An 18,116-nucleotide genomic window follows, 5' to 3' on the forward strand; every position below is an offset into this window, starting at 1 on the left:
CCTCCAATCTGTGTATATTATTCCATATTCCTTCTCTCTAGAATAGCTATCACCCTTCTATGTGACGTACAGTTAACAAGCCCCATTCAGAAGGACACACGGTAATGCGAAAACGGACGTTTATTATTCCTGCGGTGCTAATTGCCGTACTGCTTATATCAGGAGCAGTGTGGTATTTTGTTGCGCACCGTAATACCGTAACCGCCAAGGTGCTGGAAACAGCCGAAGCAACACGGGGAAGTGTAACTGTCCAGCTTAAAGCAACAGGTATTATTCAACCTCAAGTGGGCGCCATTGTTAAAACAGGTACACGCGCCACAGGTGTCATTGAACGAATGCATGTTCAAGTTGGCGACAAAGTTAAAAAAGGCATTTTAATCGCAAAAATTGACGATCGAGAACAACGTGCACAATTTGTAGCGCAAGAAGCTGCTCTCAGGCAGGCGCAAGCACAGCTCGAAAACGTAAACAAAACCTTCCCGCTTCAGATCGATCAGGCTCAAGCCACATTGGACGGATCTCTTGCAGAACGTCATTTTACCTACCTGACCTGGCAGCGCCGCATAGCACTTGTAGCAACGGGTGTGCTTGAACAATCCTCTCTGGATGAAGCGTATCAGGACTATGTCGTCGCGGTCACTCAGGCCAAATCCGATAAAGATGCCCTACGGCTTGTTGAAGAAAACTACATCACAGCAGTCATTGATGCGGTTGAAGAAGTGGTTTCAGCACAGGCAGAGTTAGATAATGCCAGTATCCAGATAAGCTACACTGAAATATACGCCCCGATTGATGGACTTGTCAGCCAGGTCACAACCCAAGAAGGCGAAACAGTCGTTGCCGGATTACAAGTTGCCAACCTTATTACGGTTCTTGATCCCACTCGCCTTGAGATGCTCATTTACGTTGATGAAACCGATGTGGGAACAGTCGACAAAGGAATGCCAGTAAACTTTACAGTGGATGCATATCCGAACGTGATATTCAGGGGGGCAGTCGAACAAATCTATCCAGAACCGATTATTCAGGATAACATTGTCTACTATCAGGCTCTTGTCCCTCTTACTCCTGAAACAGCAATCCAACTTCGAACGCAAATGACAACCCAGTGCTCCATCATTACCAGAGAGATAGACAGTGTGTTGGTAGTTCCCAACAACGCCATTAAATGGGTCGATGGCAAACAGTATGTATACGTTGTAGATAAAAACAATCGGGCAACCCCTGTTTCACCGGAATTTGGTATTATGGGTGAAAACAACACAGAAATTCTTTCAGGAGTTGAGGAAGGTGATATGATTGCCACACGAATAATTCTTCCTGCCTCAGCAGCAGAAACAGGACAGTAATAACATGGTGCCACCGGTCATCGAAACAAAAGGGTTAACACGAACATTCTCCCAAGGTGGGCAACTGATCAATGCAGTCAAACCGCTCGATCTGACCATTGAACATGGAGAACTGGTTGCAATTCAAGGTACCTCCGGGTCAGGTAAATCTACTTTACTGCACTTACTTGCACTACTCGACCGCCCTACTGCTGGCTCCTATTTTTTAGACGGCACAGACACAGCTCAGATGACCGACAATGAACAAAGTGATGCTCGTAACAGACTGACGGGAATAGTATTCCAGAACTTCTATTTGATTCCATATGCTACAGCAGCAGAAAATGTTATGCTTCCCGGATTATACAGTAGAGGAAAACATGCGCACCTTCGTCAGCGGGCAGAAGAACTGCTTGCTTCTGTCGGACTGGGAGATCGAGTCAACTTTAAACCGTCCAGTCTTTCCGGCGGGCAGCAGCAGCGCGTAGCATTGGCAAGAGCTCTGTTCAACAACCCACCTCTTTTACTCGCTGATGAACCCACAGGGCAGCTGGACAGCAGCACAAGCAATGAAATCCTCGACCTGTTCGAGGATATTAATAGAACAGGCAAAACAATCATTCTTGTCACACACGACCCGCTTACCGCCGACAGTGCCAGACGCCGCATTGTATTTAAAGACGGCGAGGTTGTGCACGACGAGAAACAAACACCTGTCCGTAAAAAAACTACTGCTTCTGCGGACAGTCAGCACAGCATGCAATTATGAGTAAGGAGATAGTATGCAGAAAACTTTTTCAGCCCTTCTCTTCGCGTTAATACTTAGTATTATCACCCTTCCAGCATTAGCCAAGGCAGGCCCGATCACATTTGCAGTACCACCTTGGCCTGGAGCTATGGTTAAAGCAGAAATAGCCATTCAGGTGCTTGAGGCGATCGGCTTCACCACATCCAAAACCTCTATGGAAGCAAAAGAGGCATATGCGGCACTTGAAAATGGTCAGGTTGATGTCTTTATGAGTGCATGGCTCCCCCTGCAAAAAGAAATGCTCATGCCGCTGATTACTGAGAAAAAAGTTCATATAGCAGGAGTCAATGTTGCCCACGCCCGTACTGGCTTATGTGTTCCTGGATACGTTGAGGCTGCAGGTGTTCAGTCAATTGCAGACCTAGCACCAAATGCAGCAAAATTTAACTCAACCATCCAGAACCTTGAAGCAGGCTCCGGAATACACAATGTCGTCAATGAATTAATACAAAACAACTTTGAAGGGCTTGGCAGCTGGAAACAAGAAGGTGATCCGATTGACCTTATGATGAAGCACATCATCGCATCATTCAAAGAAAAGAAATGGATTGTCTTCGGATGCTGGGAACCTCATTGGATGAATATCACTCTCGACATGCGGTACCTTAAAGGCGACAAAGGCTCCGGTATGCTTACAGCACCCAATGAAGTAAACACCATTGTCAGCTCTATAGTAAAAAAAGACTACCCTGACCCGTATTTGTTCCTCTCCCGCATCAACATAGACAAACAGACGCAAGGCAAATGGACGTATGACGTATCCATAAAAAAACAAACGGTTGAAGAGACAGCAACATACTGGATTAAAGGGCACCTTAACATTGTGCGCCAATGGCTTGGTAATACAAAAGCAGCTACTGGAGAACGTGCTGTTGATGTTATTCAAACAAAATTTTAACTTTTTTGTGAAAACAAACTTGACAATTTTGTTTAGTCACAGCTAAGAGAGACTCATGAACAAACTCAACACCAATTTCTTTTTTGCGTTTTTTGGTTTCCGCGGCATTCAGGCCTGCGGATCGGTTGAGTGTGTTCGAGCGTAACGCACAGTAAAGCTATACACCGATGAAACCGCAGGCGAAAGCCTGCGGTTTTTTTTGTACCTAATTACAAGGAGAAAAGACATGTTACTAGGACTTGGCAGTATTGAAACAGCACTCCCTTACTGGCTTTGTATTCTATCCACAATTGGTTGCATCGCATACGGGATTAAAAACTGGAATAACGCTGGAGAGCCGGACACTGTCACGGCTGATGTTGAATCTATAGTGCACCGCAGCACAGAAGAATAAGAGGAGAAAAGACGTGGCCGTTAAACTTATTACCGCAATGCTGTACTTCGCAGCAGTCTTCTATCTGGGCTGGAAGGGTTGGAAAGAAACCAGAGGAGCAAGCGACTATATGCTTGCCGGGCGCTCTGTTAACCCGTTCATCATGGCCATGTCTTATGGTGCGACATTTGTATCCACATCTGCAATCATCGGCTTCGGTGGTGTTGCGGCAATGTTTGGCATGCCACTGCTCTGGCTTGCTTTTCTTACCATCTTTGTTGGAGTCTTCATTGCCATGGTCTTTCTTGGCAAACGCACTCGCCGCATGGGGCTGACTCTCAACTGCCATACCTTTCCGGAACTGCTTGGCAAACGCTACAACTCCAAGTTTGTACAATCTTTCTCCGGTGGCATTATCTTTTTCTTTATCCCTGTATATGCAGCTGCAGTACTCACCGGCATCTGCCGCATGACAGAAGTCTCTCTCGGCTTGCCATATGAATGGATGCTTATTGGCATTACTGCAATCTTGTCCCTCTACGTTATCACTGGCGGCATGAAAGCAGTTATGTACACCGATGCATTTCAAGGAACCATCATGGCAGCAATGATGCTGTTCCTTATCGGATACACCTACTACCTGCTCGGCGGTGTTGTTCCTGCACATGAAAAACTCACAGCCATGTCGCACCTTATGCCGCAAGCACTGCAAAAAGGCGGCATTCTCGGATGGACACAAGGTTCTGCCCAAGGAACACCACTCTGGCTCGTCATCTACACAACGCTTGTATACGGTGTAGGCATCGGCGTACTTGCCCAGCCTCAACTTGCGGTTCGGTTTATGACTGTGTCCAGCGACAGAGAGCTTAACCGCGCAGTTTTGTACGGAGCAATATTCTTACTGCTCACAGTATTTGTTATCTTTGTTGTAGGTGCGCTTTCAAACGCTATATTCCTTGACCGCTTCGGAAAAATCAGCATCCAGATGGCGGGCGGAAACCTCGACAAAATTATTCCCGTTTTCATCGAAAGTATCATGCCGTCATGGTTCTCAACCGCATTTTTACTCGCCATGTTTGCTGCTGCAATGTCTACGCTTTCCAGCCAGTTCCACATCGGCGGCACATCTCTTGCCCACGATGTTTCTCAAGTGGTCATGCCCACAAAACGTGACTCAAAGCAGGTAAACCAGTTAGGAATCGTTGCGACAATCCTTGCAACACTTATCTGGGCGTGGCTCCTGCCGCCATCCATTGTTGCACGCGCAACCGCCTTCTTCTTTGGACTCACCGGCGCTGCTTTCCTCCCTGCGTACATTTTTGGATTGTACTGGAAAGGTATGACCAAAACTGGTGCCAAAACCTCAATGGTCGGTGGTTTCACAGTCTCAATGCTCTGGATGCTCTTCATTCATAAAAAGGAAGCTGCATCTATCGGGCTGTGCAAAGCTCTCTTCGGTAAAGTAACGCTTGTGGCAGACGCAGCACCGGGCAGCACAATGTTCCTGCTCCAGTGGGTAGACCCGAACGTAGTAGCACTTCCGGTATCCTTAACCATTGCTGTAGTCGTCAGCTTACTCTCACGCAGTCTGGCTGAGGATCACATTCAGCTTTGCTGGCAAAACACATAGCAACTGGCAAGTCTGCGACCTCTATTGTCTTCGACGGCTGGGGGGAATCCCTTTTGAAAAAGGGCGCTCCCCCAGACCTTCTTCCTAAAACTGTTATTATATGATTGGCGCCTAAAACTTTATTTTTCACAGGTAATAGGCTTCGTCATCTTCAAAAAAGTAAGGCTGTCCTTCAAATGAAGGACAGCCTTTTAGTGTTGTAAGTTCATTTTTACGCAACGTCCAACGTCATAACCAGCTGACAGCTGTACATACTCGGGATCAAGGAGCGCACCCCCTTGTAGGGAGCAGAGGGTAATGCCACCTGCCCCCCGGGACACTATCATCGGCCTCCTGTTACCCCATGCCTTGTTTCGACTATATCGAAAAAAATCATCTTTTCTGCTTTATCGAACTTGACATTTTTGTATTACAGTCGCTAAAAGAAACCTCATGAACACAATCAACCACCATATGAACAGCTATTTTTATGCATATTACGGTTACCGCGTCATCAAGACCTGCGGTTCGGTTGAGTGTGTCTAGACACACATGCACAGCATGCACATAGTACCGACAAACCGCAGGTGAAAGCCTGCGGTTTTTTTTAGCAAAAAGGAGAGCACCTATGCTGTTAGGACTCGGAAGCATTGAGACTGCACTGCCATACTGGCTTTGCATTATTTCAACCATCGGCTGCATTGGATACGGAATCAAAAACTGGAACAACTCAGGAACACCGGACACTGTAAACATAGAATCGTTAGTGCAGGAAGGCACTGACAACTAACGGGAGAACACGACATGGCCGTCAAGCTGATTACCTCACTGCTCTACTTCGCAATTGTTTTTTACTTAGGCTGGAAGGGTTGGAAAGAAACAAAAAACGCCGGAGACTACATGCTCGCCGGACGTTCCGTTAACCCTTTTGTTATGGCTATGTCGTATGGTGCAACCTTCATTTCAACTTCTGCCATTATCGGCTTCGGTGGTGTGGCTGCCATGTTCGGCATGTCACTTCTCTGGCTTGCATTTTTAAATATCTTTGTAGGAATTTTTCTGGCGATGGTGTTTTTAGGCAAACGCACTCGTCGCATGGGGCTTGTTCTTAACTGCCACACTTTTCCTGAACTGCTCGGCAAACGATACAATTCAAGATTTATTCAGGGCTTTTCCGGCGGGATCATCTTCTTTTTCATTCCTGTATATGCCGCAGCAGTACTCACCGGTATCTGTCGTATGACCGAGGTTTCTCTGGGGCTGCCATACGAGTGGATGCTTATAGGTATTACTGCCATTTTATCCCTTTACGTCATCACCGGCGGCATGAAAGCCGTTATGTACACAGATGCATTTCAAGGCACTATTATGGTCGCCATGATGGTCTTTTTGCTCGGATACACCTACTACCTGCTCGGCGGTGTTGTCCCTGCACATGAAACCCTTACCTCCATGGCAGACCTTGTTCCGGAAAAACTGCAAAAAGGCGGTATCCTCGGCTGGACTCAGGGAACACAAACAGGCTCTCCTCTCTGGCTCGTCATCTACACAACAATTGTATACGGGGTAGGAATCGGCGTTCTTGCACAGCCACAACTTGCTGTTCGTTTTATGACAGTTTCCAGTGATAGAGAGCTTAACCGCGCTGTTTTGTACGGTTCAGTATTTATCCTGCTGACAATTGGAATTGTGTACGTTGTAGGTTCTCTCTCAAACGCAATTTTCTTTAAAGAATTTGGCAAAATCAGCATCCAGATGGCTGGCGGCAACCTCGATAAAATTGTTCCTGTCTTTATCGAAAAAATTATGCCGCCATGGTTCTCTGCCATGTTCCTGCTTGCGATGTTTGCCGCAGCCATGTCCACTCTCTCCAGCCAGTTCCACATTGGTGGAACCTCTCTTGCGCACGATGTTTCCAGAAATATTGTGCGGGCAAAAAACAACATGAGCGTCCCTTCAATTAATCAGCTTGGCATTGTTGTTACTATTATTGCAACACTTGTGTGGGCATGGCTGCTTCCTCCTTCTATTGTCGCACGTGCAACCGCCTTCTTCTTTGGACTGAGCGGTGCGACATTCTTACCGGCATACGTATTCGGCCTTTACTGGAAAGGCATGACAAAAACCGGAGCAAAAATATCCATTGTCGGTGGCTTCACTGTTTCCATGCTCTGGATGCTTTTCATCCACAAAAAAGAAGCTGCTGCTATAGGCTTATGCAAGGCACTCTTTAGCAAGGTAACTCTCGTTGCTGATGCAGCACCGGGTAGTACCATGTTTCTTCTCCAGTGGGTTGACCCTAACGTAGTTGCTCTGCCGATATCTATTGCACTGGCTGTCGGGGTAAGCCTTGTATCCCGCAGCCTGGCAAAAGATCATATACAGCTTTGCTGGCAGAATTGTTCATAAAATTAGAACATCCCATAAAAAACAAGCCTGCGGAGCATTGCCTTTAACTAAGCGATGCCCTGCATTCCATCAGCTAATAAGGCAAATGGCTTAATGGTGCTGACGAGTCGGCCTCACTCAATCCTATCGCCTCTGCAGATATCCTACATCTGTTTCAGCAGCACTCTCCCTGACTTGCTTTACTGCAAGTACCTGTTCTGCTGTGTCAGCAACTTAGAACCTTTGCCACCCCCAATGTCCGGTTTCACAATGTGTGCGTGAAGCCGGACATTTTCCTGCCAATTAAAGATATACAATATCTTCTGTATGTTCCAAGTGAATATATACGGAGTCTATCTTGTTCATGCCTTCATCTGCGGTACAATGGTACGCATGAAACTCGATACTCTCAGGTCAACTGTAACTCTGTTAGGAAGAACAGGTTTACTCGCCTTTCAAGCTCTCTGGGCATATAAGCTGCGCTCACTCTTTGTTGTTATCGCTGTATCCCTTGGTATTGCGTCACTCACTGTTATTATAGCGGCATATGATGGTGCCAACCAAAAAGCAGAGGAACTTACCGAGTCATTCGGCCCTGATGCAGTACTTGTGCTCGGGGGCGATATCTTCAACCGCCCTGTAGGACAGCGCACGCTTACACTTTCATGGAGTGATCTCCGCCATATTCAACAATCATTACCGGGAACCTACCTTGTTGTCCCACTCCGCTCCATTGCCGGTAAGACCCTGCGTTACAAAAACAAAAACTGGAACGTTTCCAGAATTATCGGCACATCAGCCAATTACAGTGAAGCATGGAACTGGCCACTCATCTCAGGAAGAGATTTTACTGCACGGGACATCACACGTGCCTCGCGGGTATGCCTCATTGGCGAAACCGTTGCCAATGCTTTGTTCAGTAAAAATGAAAATCCCGTCAGCAAGACTATTTTTGTAGGAACCATCCCTTTTACTGTTATCGGGGAGCTATCACATAGAGGCTATTCTGGAGGCGGAGGTACCAGCCTTGATGATCGTATCATTGTTCCGCTCACCACACTTGCACAACGATTCGGAGCCAACAGACAATATTTTCGTGGCCTGCGCATTAAATACCGCAATGCAGAAAATATGCAGGCCAATGTGGACAATCTGACAAGCTATCTGCGCTATTTACATAAACTCAAACCGGGTGAGCCGGATGACTTCAGCATTCTAACCGCAGAAGAGGTACAACGCTTCCTCTCTATCCTGAAAGGAAGTCTAACCATTTTCCTTGGTGTTACCGCTGCAACAGCCATGATTGTGGGAGGATTTGTTCTGGCTAACCTGTTTTATCTTTCAGTTTCTGAGCGAACACAGGAGATTGGGCTAAAACGAGCTGTAGGAGCAAGCAAGAGTGCAATCATTCGACAATTTCTATTGGAAGCTGTCCTACTGACTGTTCTCGGGGCACTGCTGGGGATTGCTCTTGGATTGGGGCTGGCAAAGCTGCTTTTCATTTTTGGACTGATAGAAATACGTCTTTCTCTTAAAATATTTCTTTCAGCACTTGGCGCCGCTATGGCGGTGGGTCTTCTCTTTGGTCTCAACCCGGCAAGACAAGCTGCCGAGCTTGACCCTATCCGTGCACTGCGGGGAGACGGATAATGCTCAATTATCTCCGAATAGCCTTGCGCTCTCTGGCAGCACACAAACTTCGATCTGCACTGGCAATGCTCGGTGTTTTCCTTGGCACTCTTGCGCTTACCGGAGTCATCCATGTTTCTGAAGCACTTCAGGAACAAGCCAGACTTGAAACAGAAAAGTTAGGCCCCAACCTACTTGTAGTACTTGCAGGCCAACCCACATTCAGACGCGGTGGTACAATCCGGTACGGTGGCCTGACAACAACATTTAAGCTGGAAGATGTCACAGCTCTGCTGGCTAACATTCCATACGTGAAAGAGGCTACGCCATTTGTGACCAGCACGCAGAAAATCAGCTACCGACGCAACATTGTAAGTACACAGATCATTGCAGCCAACGCCAATTTTCCTTCAGTCCGTGCAGCAAACGTGAAAATCGGACATTTCTTTACAAAGCAAGATGTACAGTTGCGTTCAAAAGTGTGCATCCTTGGCTTTACGATTGCAAAACAGCTTTTCAAGCAACCTACGCAAGCTCTCAATAAAATAGTCCGATACGGGCTGACCAACCTGCGTGTGATAGGAGTCATGCCGGAAAGAGGAAGAGATCTGGCGGGAACCGACCAAGACGAGCAGGTGTTCATACCTCTCACCACATATATGCGCAGAATGTCTAATCAGGATTGGGTATCCGGTGTATTCATAAACCTGTACTCAGACAACGACGAAGAAGCAGCGAAACAGTCAGCCATTGCCATTATGAGACGGCAGCACCACATCCAACCTGACGAAGAAGACGACTTTCTTGTTCTAGCAGCAAAGGATGTATCCAAATTAAAAACTCAAGCACTGGAGCTGGTATGGATTCTCGGCTTGATGAGCTCTTCTATTTCCTTCTCAGTAGGCGCCATGGGCGTTCTTTCTATCATGATCCTGCTCGTGCGCACACGTAGACTGGAAATAGGAGTGCGGCGTGCTATAGGCGCCCGCCGCAGCGCAATTCTATCCCAGTTTCTTCTGGAATCCGGCCTTCTGTCAGGTATAGGTGGAACGCTGGGCGCAATACTTTCTGTTATAATCATTACTGTGATTTACTATATCGCAGATTACCCGTTTGTGTATGACCCCATCCTTATTCTCAGCGCAAGTATCGGCTCATGTATTCTTGGTATCATTGCAGGTGCTTACCCTGCATGGGTTGCCTCAAACGTAGATGTGCTAGATGTGTTGAGAAATGAATAGCATTATTTTTACAATATATTGACATTATTTTCTTTTTGATGAAAAGATTCGTGCTCATATTTTCTATTTCAGGCACTACAGCGCTGTTTTGTAGACGTATAGGGAGGGTAAGATGGCACGATTCATGGGAATGCTGCAAAAAAAGTACATAGTTATATCTGCGCTTATTTTTTTATTACTACCATATTCAACAGCACTGGGAAATACCTGCATTAAAATGAGCTACAATGGTGCTCCAACAATAAAAGATAACCCTGTCCATGTATTTGCAATACACTTTAAGTATACCATCGAGCAGAAGACTCATGGGAATGTTACAATTGAACTATATCCCGATAGCCAATTGGGAAACGAGCAGCAACGCATGCAACAAGTAATAAATGAGCCAATGATAAACGTTGCTTCTTTTGGGGGAATGGAAACGATTTTTCCTGAACTCTTCGTGACTAACATCCCCTTTCTTTTCGATAGCTACAAGGCTGCACACATTTTTTTTGACTCAAGTACGACTATGCAGGAGTTACGTAACAATTTTCTCAAACTTACCGGAGTTCAACTACTAGAAGTAATAGAAGAAGGAGGTTTTATTGCATTCACCAGTACAGAACCAATAAAATCTCCTAAGGACTTTAAAGGACAACAATTCCGCGCAATGGATGCAAGCCAAATTGCCATGTATAAAGCATTTGGTGCCACAGGAATCCCAGTCCCCTGGACATCTGTATATACAGCTCTTGAATCTGGAATGGTAGACGGGCAAATGAATCCGCCAACCTATATAATTCTTGAGAAGCTATACGAAGTGCAGCAATTTCTGACGCTTGCGAATGTTCAATATTCCAATCAATTTCTTCTCATCAATGATTCCGCCTTACAACAGCTGTCAAAAAAAGAGCAAAAAATAGTAAAAAAAGCAGCACACCAAGCAAATAACGTCACCAGAATGTTTGTTGAATCACAAGTTGCAAAACGAATATACTTTCTTGAAAAAGAAGGAGGAATGACAGTATACCGACCGTCACCTGAAGAGATGGAAGATTTCAAACGGATAAGCACCCCCTCATATCTTACTTGGTTGCGCCAACAAGTACCTGCCAAGCTAATTGATCAAACCATCCATGATGCTCAAAACGCAAACCATAATGCACAGTAAAATACTATATGCATAACCTTCTGTCGCCAAAAGATATCCGCCCATCAGACTAACGCGACTTATTGGAAAACAACCATGACTAACAAAATAGCACCGCCAATTTCACCACCTTCAGAACTATCATGGGACAGCGTATACGCTGTTCCTTGCAAAGAATCATATGAAGAAATCGTTCCACTTTCACTGGCGCCGGAACATTTGCTGTGCCGGTCTATATATTTTGAGCGACAGATTCCCGGAGCATTACCAGAATGCTACGCCCGTGAAGGCATACTTGAGCGCCTTTTGCATGCATCCTCTTTACTGCCGCATCATTTGCGCATTGTCGTTGTAGACGGATGGCGCTCTACACAGGTTCAATCCTACCTTTTCAGAGAATGCGTCAACGCAATCAGTACTCTGCATCCTGAACAAGCACCGGAAACAATATCCCAAATGGCTCAGCAGTATGTGGCAATGCCGATGACGGATCACACCAAGCCTGCACCGCATGCAACTGGAGGCGCTGTGGATGTCTTCATTGCTGACCGTGCGGGGAAAAGACTCTCGTTTGGTTCAGCATTTGACTTTCCGGGAGACATTTCGGGCACAACTTTTTTTGAAGAAAAAATTGCACGCAACGAGTCCCTCACCAAACAGGATGAGGAAGCACTGTACAACAGAAGATTGCTTTATTTTGTAATGACTCAGGCAGGATTCATTAATTTTCACTGCGAATGGTGGCACTATGAATATGGCACGCAACGCTGGGCACTGGAAACCGGCGCTGAACAAGCTCTCTATTCACCAGTTAATTTCTCACTTGATCCATACGCATCCATAATCAAAATATAAGAATTTCAAATAACATATTTATTTAAAAGAAGTTATTTCAAAAAGATATGTATTCTCCTTGCTCTCGTCACATCTCAGTGATAGCAAACAGTGTTTATTACCAAGGGGAATATCCTATGACTCAAAAGGGGATAGAGTCTTACACTATTAAGACCTTTCATACTGACCGATTCGGCAAGACATGCGCAGCTACCTTTGCTGCTTTTTTTGAAGAAGCTGCAGCAAACAACGCACGACTTCACGGATTTCCTGCTGAGTATCTACTCCAACACGGAGTAGCATGGGTGCTGAGCAGGCTCACAATCACAGTCGACCGCTATCCTCTGGTCGGAGAAACCATCTCTGTCCACACATGGCCATCAGCCCATACTCCAAATCTTGCGCTACGCTGTTTTGAAGTCTTTGACAGTGAGAACCACCTCATTGCCGAAGGTACAACCGCCTGGCTTGTCATTGATATTGAAAAACGGAAACTGGTTCCCGTGCCGGAATTCATCACCGACAACTACCCACATGATAACCCGCCTTGTAAAGAGTTTCCGACGCGGGTTGTTCCACGCTTGCGAAACGTCCAACACGAGTGTCCGGTGCTGAGCCGAAAAGTAGACGTTGATGTTAATGGCCACGTTAATAATGTGCGATACATTGGATGGATTCAAGAATCCATGCCTGAAGAATTTATGTTGGAGTACGAACCAGCTCTTATCGATATCAGCTACCGGACAGAGTGTGGCCCGCACCAGCAACTTACCAGTAAATCCGGTATGACAGATGACGGTGATTACCTTCATGCTGTTGCTGCGGACAACACAGGAAAAGAACTCTGCCGTGCACGTACTGAGTGGCGTAAACGCCAGCATGTTGACGTACCGTACACGCAACATCATCCTTAGCTATATACAAAAAAAGGAAATCCCAATGACAGAATTTCCCACCCCAGAAACATGGCTCGCCCATCGTGTTTCCTATGGCGAAACAGATGCGATGTCAGTCATGTATCATGCTGAACATATACACCTCTTTGAAAGAAGCCGCAGTGAATTTATCCGTGAACGAGGAATGAGCTACCGTGTCGTTGAAGAGCAGGGTCTCAATCTTCCTGTACGTGAAGTCCAATGCAGATACAGACGCCCTGCCCGCTATGACGACCTTCTCTATATCCGTGTCGGCATCAGCAAATGGGGACGTGCATCCATGACGTTTGTGTATGAAATTTATAATGAAGAAAAAGATACACTTATTGCGACCGGATTCACTGAGCACGCCTGTGTTAATGACAAAGGCCGACCAGTTAAAGTACCTGACTGGTTTAAAGAACTCTTTACAGATAAGAAATAATCTAGACTAACTACGCTGCACTATAATGTATCTCGATTTCCATACTCACGCATTTCATCCCAAAATCGCCGCAAAAGCTGTTGAGCATCTTAATTCCCATTATGGAATCACGTGCCAGTGCACCGGTGTGATGGATGACCTTGTCCGCCGCATAAAAAAAGCCGGTCTGGACAAGATGGTGGTACTCTGTGCAGCAACATCAGCCGCGCAAGTTATTCCTGCAAATAATTTTGCCCTTTCTCTGAAGGCTGCACACCCTGACGCAATCCCATTCGGCACAATCCATCCAGACTTTGATGACTGGGAAAACCAGCTCGCGCGCTTAAAAGCACGGGGCATTAAAGGATTAAAATTACATCCTGATTTTCAAGGGTTCAAGCTGGATGAAGAACGCTTACTCCCCATAATTGAAGCTGCGCAGGATGACTTTGTCATGCTCCTGCATATCGGCGACAAGCTTCCACCGGAGGACAACCCGTCCTGTCCGTACAAACTGGCTAAGCTTATCAAGCAATTTCCCAAAGCTCGTTTTGTGGCAGCACACTTTGGCGGCTATCATCATTGGTCTCATGCGCTGGACGCGCTCATCGGTAAAAATGTTTACATCGACACCTCGAGCTCACTTGACTTTATCGATGACAACACCTTAAGCGCGATCATGAAAAAGCACCCGCATGAAAAAATTCTCTTCGGATCAGACTATCCGCTTTACAGTCCTGACAAAGAGATCACCAAACTAAAAAAACGACTCAAACTCTCCGCTTCCAAGCTTGAAATGTTTTTAAGCAACGGCGCTGAATTACTTGGTCTAAAGTGATTGCAATCCCAGTAACAACACAAAAGGGCTGTCCTGTTTTCACAGGACAGCCCTTATTTTTCTTCAATCGCTATTAACTGATCAGTTGCTAGCCTAAAATTTTTTCCGGTGGGCGACGCTCAGGAATCGCCACTTCATCATGGTCTTCCTGATTATATTCAGCTGTTACATACAACCCGCAATAACACACACCAAACTCTTCCATATCCGGATCACGATATTCACACGGACAGACAATATCCCTGTCTTTTTCGAACTCACCATTAGGCAAGCGGCACGGGCAAGCCATGTAGCCGTATTCTTCCTTGTTAATCAACAAGCTTTCAAGAAGCGGCATGGTGATTTCCATGTCTTTATTAAAAAAGAACCCTCGCGGCTCCTGAATTTTCTTCAGCATTTCATAAAGAGATTCTGCTGTCAGTTTAGCACTCATAAGTCCAGTGCCTCCTCAATCTGATCTTTATGAAAGCCCACGATAATGCACTGCCCGCCATTAACGACCAGCGTCGGAAAGGACAATTTCGGGTTATAATTTCTGATCTTATCGATAATATCTTTTCGTTCATCGCCTCGCAGCTTATCCACAAAGATATTGTCAAAATCTACTTCGTTATCTTCAAGAAAAACTTTCATTCGTCTGCAATGAATGCAGGTAGAAAGTGCATACAGGGTACAATCGTTAGCCATTTCGCCCCCATCTGGGAAAAGTAGTGTACATCAAAAAAATGAAGACCGGATGTAATGAATGTCTACAGCCTACCATTCACATTCCATGAAAACAACAGATACAACGCAAGTAAAAGCAACTTACTCAAGGTTCTACAACAGCGGCAATTTCACGGGCTACCAAGCGTATTGTTTCCTCTTCAGTAACCGCTTCGCGGCTTGCTATTACATGCCCTTCCGCATCCTTGCGTTCTATGACAAAACTCTGGTGCGACTGAATATCATCTGAAAAATCCTGCGCATCTCCCTGCAAAGAAAACTGCGTCAATCTATACGTTATCTCTACATATGATTTTTCAAAAATAATCGCCACAGTGTCATGGTTATTTTCTAGGGTGAACCGCTTTTCTTCAGGCAGAGCTTCATTCATTTCCTTTAAGGCACGAAGCACAGGACGCATCTTCTTACTACCAGTCTCACGTAACCGTTCGATATTGGCAGCAACTTGCTCCTGCCTTTCACGCCGTTGCTCAAGCTCATCTTTCATAATACGCGCAGGAGATTTCAAGCTGGCTAAAAAATCTCTCACAATCCACACGACCAATACGATAACGATGATTCCGACAAGAATATTAATATACATATGTACTCCCGAATCTACGCCAAAGAGAAAGCTAAAAATTCACGACTGATTATACTTCTACAAGTTACGATAAAATTCAACAGAAAGGTGACTATCTGTTTGAGAATTTGAAAATTTCCGATGAGAGGTTGACAACTCCCGTCCGCTTATACAAGGTGGAATCATAGGGGTTCCCCCTTATACATGGGATTACACCCCCTCTAGACAAGTTATGGAACACCGCAGCCTGCAGCTTCAGCAGGCATAATCCCCTAAAACCACACTAAGGGAGAGGTATATGGCCAAGACACTTGATTCTCAGAGAACTTATGCCCTTGTGGGCACAGGAGGAAGTGGGAAAACCTCGCTGGCTGAAATGCTCATGTTTCAGTCCGGGGTTATCAATCGCCTTGGAAAAATTGAGGAAGGCACCACTTCGCTTGACTACGAACCAGAGGAAGTAAAACGCAGAGGTTCTATCCAACCCGGTTTTTCCACAATGGACTGGAACAAAAACCGTCACTTCCTCATGGACATTCCCGGTGACAATAACTTTGTAGGCGACATTAACTACCTGTTGTTCGGGGTTGATGGCGCCGTTTTTGTTATTGACGCTGTGGACGGCGTCCGCCCTCTAACCAGTCGTCTCTGGAATTCTGTCCAGAACGCATCCCTTCCTGCCATCATCTTTATCAATAAGATGGATCGCGACCGCGCAGACTTTGATACAGCTTTCAACGGCCTGTCTTCAATTCTAGGAATCCGCCCTGTTCTGCTCCAACTGCCTATAGGACAAGGTGATGATTTTAAAGGCTACGTTGACGTCCTGAACAACAAAGCATTCTTCTTCAATGAGGACGGCTCAACAACTGAAGGTGATGTACCTGCTAATATTGCAGACGAAGTTTCTGTATTGCGCGAAACCACCATTGAGAACATTGCTGAAAGTAATGAAGAATTAATGGAAAACTACCTTGAGACAGGGGAGCTCTCTCAAGAAGAAATCACAACCGGTTTGCGTGATGGTGTGCTCTCTCGTGAACTGATTCCGGTCATGCTCGGATCGTCCCTTGAAAACAGAGGCGGCGCTGAGCTTCTCAACACTATCCAAGACCTGCTGCCTTCACCGCTGCAACATGCTGCATGGCAAGATAAAGAAGGCAATGAGCGCACTTCATCCCCTGATGAGCCGCTTGCATTGCTTACTATTAAAACATTATCAGACCCATTCGCAGGTCAACTTTCCGTTATGCGTGTGCTTTCCGGCTCTTTCTCTGGTGACGCATCATTAAAAAATAGTAACCAGGATGAAACAGAACGTATTGGCGCTCCGTTGTTTATGAACGGCAAAGAGTCTTCACCTGCAAAAGGCGAAATAGGCCCGGGTTCTCTTATTGCTGTTCCTAAACTCAAAGTAACCAAAACAGGTGACACACTGGCAGACCCTAAAGAGCCTTTTGAAGTACGCATGCCGGAGCTTCCGCCAAACCTTATCTCATATGCTATCGCGCCTAAAGAAAAAGGTGATGAAGATAAGGTGTATGCTGCTGTCCAAAAACTCCTTGATGAAGACATTACCCTTACCCTTTCCCGCGATGCAGAATCCAGCGACATTCTGCTTTCCGGTATGGGGCAGCTGCATATTGAAACCAGTGTTGAACGTGCCATGCGTCGTTACAAATGCGACATGGTATTGAAAACACCTAAAATTCCTTACCGCGAAACCATTAAAGGCAGAGCGCAGGTTCAAGGCAGACACAAGAAGCAATCCGGCGGCCGTGGACAGTTCGGTGATTGCTGGATTGAAATCGAAGGCATGCCACAAGGCTTTGGATACGAGTTTGAAAATGCCATTGTCGGTGGCGTAATCCCACGCCAATATATTCCTGCAGTTGATAAAGGGATTCAGGAAGCTGCACAGCGTGGTTGTCTTGCTGGCTACCCACTGGTGGACTTTAAAGTTAAGCTGTACGATGGCTCTTATCACTCCGTTGACTCTTCGGAGATGGCATTCAAAATTGCCGGTTCGTTAGCACTCAAGGGCGCAATGGATCAGGTTAAGCCAACCTTACTCGAACCTATTGTATTGATGACTGTGCATATCCCGGATGAATTCATGGGAGATGTCATCGGTGACCTCTCTTCCCGCCGTGGTAAAGTGCTGGGGTCAGACTCCAAAACAGGGATAACTGAAATTAAAGCACATGTACCTATGGGAGAAGTCCTGCGATACGCTCCTGATCTGCGCTCAATTACAGGAGGCCAAGGTGTTTTCACCATGGAATTCGACCACTACGAAGAAGCACCACCACCTGTCATAGATAAAGTTGTTGCAGAAAAAGAAGCCAGTTAACATTGCAGAATAGCAACAAGTACTGTTTTTGCCCGCTAATGTACGTTTAGTCAGGCAAT

The 18,116-nt window shown here is 45.9% G+C and carries 18 protein-coding genes; 15 read left to right on the forward strand and 3 right to left on the reverse strand.

Annotation, left to right across the window (positions count from 1 at the left end):
• Window positions 1-104: 104 nt before the first annotated feature.
• The 14 genes from SP90_RS02515 (at window position 105) to SP90_RS02570 (ending at window position 14,416) form a co-directional block, all read left to right on the forward strand.
• On the forward strand, window positions 105-1,349 hold the full coding sequence (locus SP90_RS02515; protein WP_066852224.1) for an efflux RND transporter periplasmic adaptor subunit: 1,245 nt from the start codon (window positions 105-107) through the stop codon (window positions 1,347-1,349).
• A 4-nt stretch (window positions 1,350-1,353) separates the two neighbouring features.
• Window positions 1,354-2,097: an ABC transporter ATP-binding protein gene (locus tag SP90_RS02520; RefSeq protein WP_066852226.1), complete on the forward strand. Its 744-nt coding sequence runs from the start codon at window positions 1,354-1,356 to the stop codon at window positions 2,095-2,097.
• A 13-nt stretch (window positions 2,098-2,110) separates the two neighbouring features.
• Window positions 2,111-3,034, forward strand: a complete 924-nt coding sequence (locus SP90_RS02525; RefSeq protein WP_066852233.1) for a glycine betaine ABC transporter substrate-binding protein — start codon at window positions 2,111-2,113, stop codon at window positions 3,032-3,034.
• A gap of 226 nt (window positions 3,035-3,260) precedes the next feature.
• Window positions 3,261-3,428, forward strand: a complete 168-nt coding sequence (locus SP90_RS16685; RefSeq protein WP_197498747.1) for a symporter small accessory protein — start codon at window positions 3,261-3,263, stop codon at window positions 3,426-3,428.
• Between the two features lie 13 nt (window positions 3,429-3,441).
• Entirely contained in the window at window positions 3,442-5,037 is a 1,596-nt protein-coding gene (locus SP90_RS02530) for a sodium:solute symporter family protein (protein WP_066852235.1), read from the forward strand.
• A gap of 607 nt (window positions 5,038-5,644) precedes the next feature.
• The gene (locus SP90_RS16690) at window positions 5,645-5,806 is read left to right on the forward strand and encodes a symporter small accessory protein (protein WP_197498748.1); all 162 of its coding nucleotides are present in this window, start codon (window positions 5,645-5,647) and stop codon (window positions 5,804-5,806) included.
• A 14-nt stretch (window positions 5,807-5,820) separates the two neighbouring features.
• On the forward strand, window positions 5,821-7,425 hold the full coding sequence (locus SP90_RS02535) for a sodium:solute symporter family protein (protein ID WP_066852237.1): 1,605 nt from the start codon (window positions 5,821-5,823) through the stop codon (window positions 7,423-7,425).
• 372 nt (window positions 7,426-7,797) lie between these two features.
• Window positions 7,798-9,054, forward strand: a complete 1,257-nt coding sequence (locus tag SP90_RS02540) for an ABC transporter permease (protein ID WP_066852451.1) — start codon at window positions 7,798-7,800, stop codon at window positions 9,052-9,054.
• Window positions 9,054-10,274 (forward strand): ABC transporter permease, encoded by a 1,221-nt coding sequence (locus SP90_RS02545; protein WP_066852240.1) that lies wholly within the window; start codon window positions 9,054-9,056, stop codon window positions 10,272-10,274. The genes SP90_RS02540 and SP90_RS02545 overlap by 1 nt, the downstream gene beginning before the upstream one ends.
• 112 nt (window positions 10,275-10,386) lie before the next feature.
• The gene (gene dctP / locus SP90_RS02550) at window positions 10,387-11,427 is read left to right on the forward strand and encodes a TRAP transporter substrate-binding protein DctP (protein WP_231895522.1); all 1,041 of its coding nucleotides are present in this window, start codon (window positions 10,387-10,389) and stop codon (window positions 11,425-11,427) included.
• A 75-nt stretch (window positions 11,428-11,502) separates the two neighbouring features.
• Window positions 11,503-12,261: a M15 family metallopeptidase gene (locus tag SP90_RS02555; RefSeq protein WP_066852242.1), complete on the forward strand. Its 759-nt coding sequence runs from the start codon at window positions 11,503-11,505 to the stop codon at window positions 12,259-12,261.
• A gap of 116 nt (window positions 12,262-12,377) precedes the next feature.
• Window positions 12,378-13,154: an acyl-[acyl-carrier-protein] thioesterase gene (locus SP90_RS02560; protein WP_066852244.1), complete on the forward strand. Its 777-nt coding sequence runs from the start codon at window positions 12,378-12,380 to the stop codon at window positions 13,152-13,154.
• A gap of 25 nt (window positions 13,155-13,179) precedes the next feature.
• Window positions 13,180-13,599, forward strand: coding sequence for an acyl-CoA thioesterase (locus tag SP90_RS02565; protein ID WP_066852245.1), 420 nt, complete (start codon window positions 13,180-13,182; stop codon window positions 13,597-13,599).
• 25 nt (window positions 13,600-13,624) lie between these two features.
• Complete coding sequence (locus SP90_RS02570; protein WP_066852247.1) at window positions 13,625-14,416, forward strand: amidohydrolase family protein; 792 nt, start codon at window positions 13,625-13,627, stop codon at window positions 14,414-14,416.
• 88 nt (window positions 14,417-14,504) lie between these two features.
• On the opposite strand, the gene SP90_RS02575 is transcribed toward SP90_RS02570, so the two are convergent.
• The 3 genes from SP90_RS02575 to SP90_RS02585 form a co-directional block, all read right to left on the reverse strand.
• Window positions 14,505-14,849, reverse strand: coding sequence for a ferredoxin-thioredoxin reductase catalytic domain-containing protein (locus tag SP90_RS02575; RefSeq protein ID WP_066852249.1), 345 nt, complete (start codon window positions 14,847-14,849; stop codon window positions 14,505-14,507).
• A complete protein-coding gene (locus SP90_RS02580; protein WP_066852251.1) occupies window positions 14,846-15,103 on the reverse strand; it encodes a glutaredoxin family protein in 258 nt (85 codons plus the stop codon). Before SP90_RS02580 ends, SP90_RS02575 begins: the two co-directional genes overlap by 4 nt.
• Before the next feature lie 124 nt (window positions 15,104-15,227).
• On the reverse strand, window positions 15,228-15,725 hold the full coding sequence (locus SP90_RS02585; RefSeq protein ID WP_066852253.1) for a hypothetical protein: 498 nt from the start codon (window positions 15,723-15,725) through the stop codon (window positions 15,228-15,230).
• 277 nt (window positions 15,726-16,002) lie between these two features.
• Here SP90_RS02585 and SP90_RS02590 point away from each other — a divergent pair, with 277 nt between their 5' ends.
• Window positions 16,003-18,057 (forward strand): elongation factor G, encoded by a 2,055-nt coding sequence (locus SP90_RS02590; protein WP_066852255.1) that lies wholly within the window; start codon window positions 16,003-16,005, stop codon window positions 18,055-18,057.
• Window positions 18,058-18,116: the final 59 nt, after the last annotated feature.

This window comes from Halodesulfovibrio spirochaetisodalis (assembly GCF_001672295.1).
Taxonomy (GTDB): domain Bacteria; phylum Desulfobacterota; class Desulfovibrionia; order Desulfovibrionales; family Desulfovibrionaceae; genus Halodesulfovibrio; species Halodesulfovibrio spirochaetisodalis.

What these genes read in the sequence shown, in the direction of transcription:
- SP90_RS02515 (WP_066852224.1), top strand. Translation starts at nt 105, where the DNA reads ATGCGAAAACGGACGTTTATTATTCCTGCGGTGCTAATTGCCGTACTG.
- SP90_RS02520 (WP_066852226.1), top strand. Translation starts at nt 1,354, where the DNA reads ATGGTGCCACCGGTCATCGAAACAAAAGGGTTAACACGAACATTCTCC.
- SP90_RS02525 (WP_066852233.1), top strand. Translation starts at nt 2,111, where the DNA reads ATGCAGAAAACTTTTTCAGCCCTTCTCTTCGCGTTAATACTTAGTATT.
- SP90_RS16685 (WP_197498747.1), top strand. Translation starts at nt 3,261, where the DNA reads ATGTTACTAGGACTTGGCAGTATTGAAACAGCACTCCCTTACTGGCTT.
- SP90_RS16690 (WP_197498748.1), top strand. Translation starts at nt 5,645, where the DNA reads ATGCTGTTAGGACTCGGAAGCATTGAGACTGCACTGCCATACTGGCTT.
- SP90_RS02535 (WP_066852237.1), top strand. Translation starts at nt 5,821, where the DNA reads ATGGCCGTCAAGCTGATTACCTCACTGCTCTACTTCGCAATTGTTTTT.
- SP90_RS02540 (WP_066852451.1), top strand. Translation starts at nt 7,798, where the DNA reads ATGAAACTCGATACTCTCAGGTCAACTGTAACTCTGTTAGGAAGAACA.
- SP90_RS02545 (WP_066852240.1), top strand. Translation starts at nt 9,054, where the DNA reads ATGCTCAATTATCTCCGAATAGCCTTGCGCTCTCTGGCAGCACACAAA.
- dctP (WP_231895522.1), top strand. Translation starts at nt 10,387, where the DNA reads ATGGCACGATTCATGGGAATGCTGCAAAAAAAGTACATAGTTATATCT.
- SP90_RS02555 (WP_066852242.1), top strand. Translation starts at nt 11,503, where the DNA reads ATGACTAACAAAATAGCACCGCCAATTTCACCACCTTCAGAACTATCA.
- SP90_RS02560 (WP_066852244.1), top strand. Translation starts at nt 12,378, where the DNA reads ATGACTCAAAAGGGGATAGAGTCTTACACTATTAAGACCTTTCATACT.
- SP90_RS02565 (WP_066852245.1), top strand. Translation starts at nt 13,180, where the DNA reads ATGACAGAATTTCCCACCCCAGAAACATGGCTCGCCCATCGTGTTTCC.
- SP90_RS02570 (WP_066852247.1), top strand. Translation starts at nt 13,625, where the DNA reads ATGTATCTCGATTTCCATACTCACGCATTTCATCCCAAAATCGCCGCA.
- SP90_RS02575 (WP_066852249.1), bottom strand. Translation starts at nt 14,849, where the DNA reads ATGAGTGCTAAACTGACAGCAGAATCTCTTTATGAAATGCTGAAGAAA.
- SP90_RS02580 (WP_066852251.1), bottom strand. Translation starts at nt 15,103, where the DNA reads ATGGCTAACGATTGTACCCTGTATGCACTTTCTACCTGCATTCATTGC.
- SP90_RS02585 (WP_066852253.1), bottom strand. Translation starts at nt 15,725, where the DNA reads ATGTATATTAATATTCTTGTCGGAATCATCGTTATCGTATTGGTCGTG.
- SP90_RS02590 (WP_066852255.1), top strand. Translation starts at nt 16,003, where the DNA reads ATGGCCAAGACACTTGATTCTCAGAGAACTTATGCCCTTGTGGGCACA.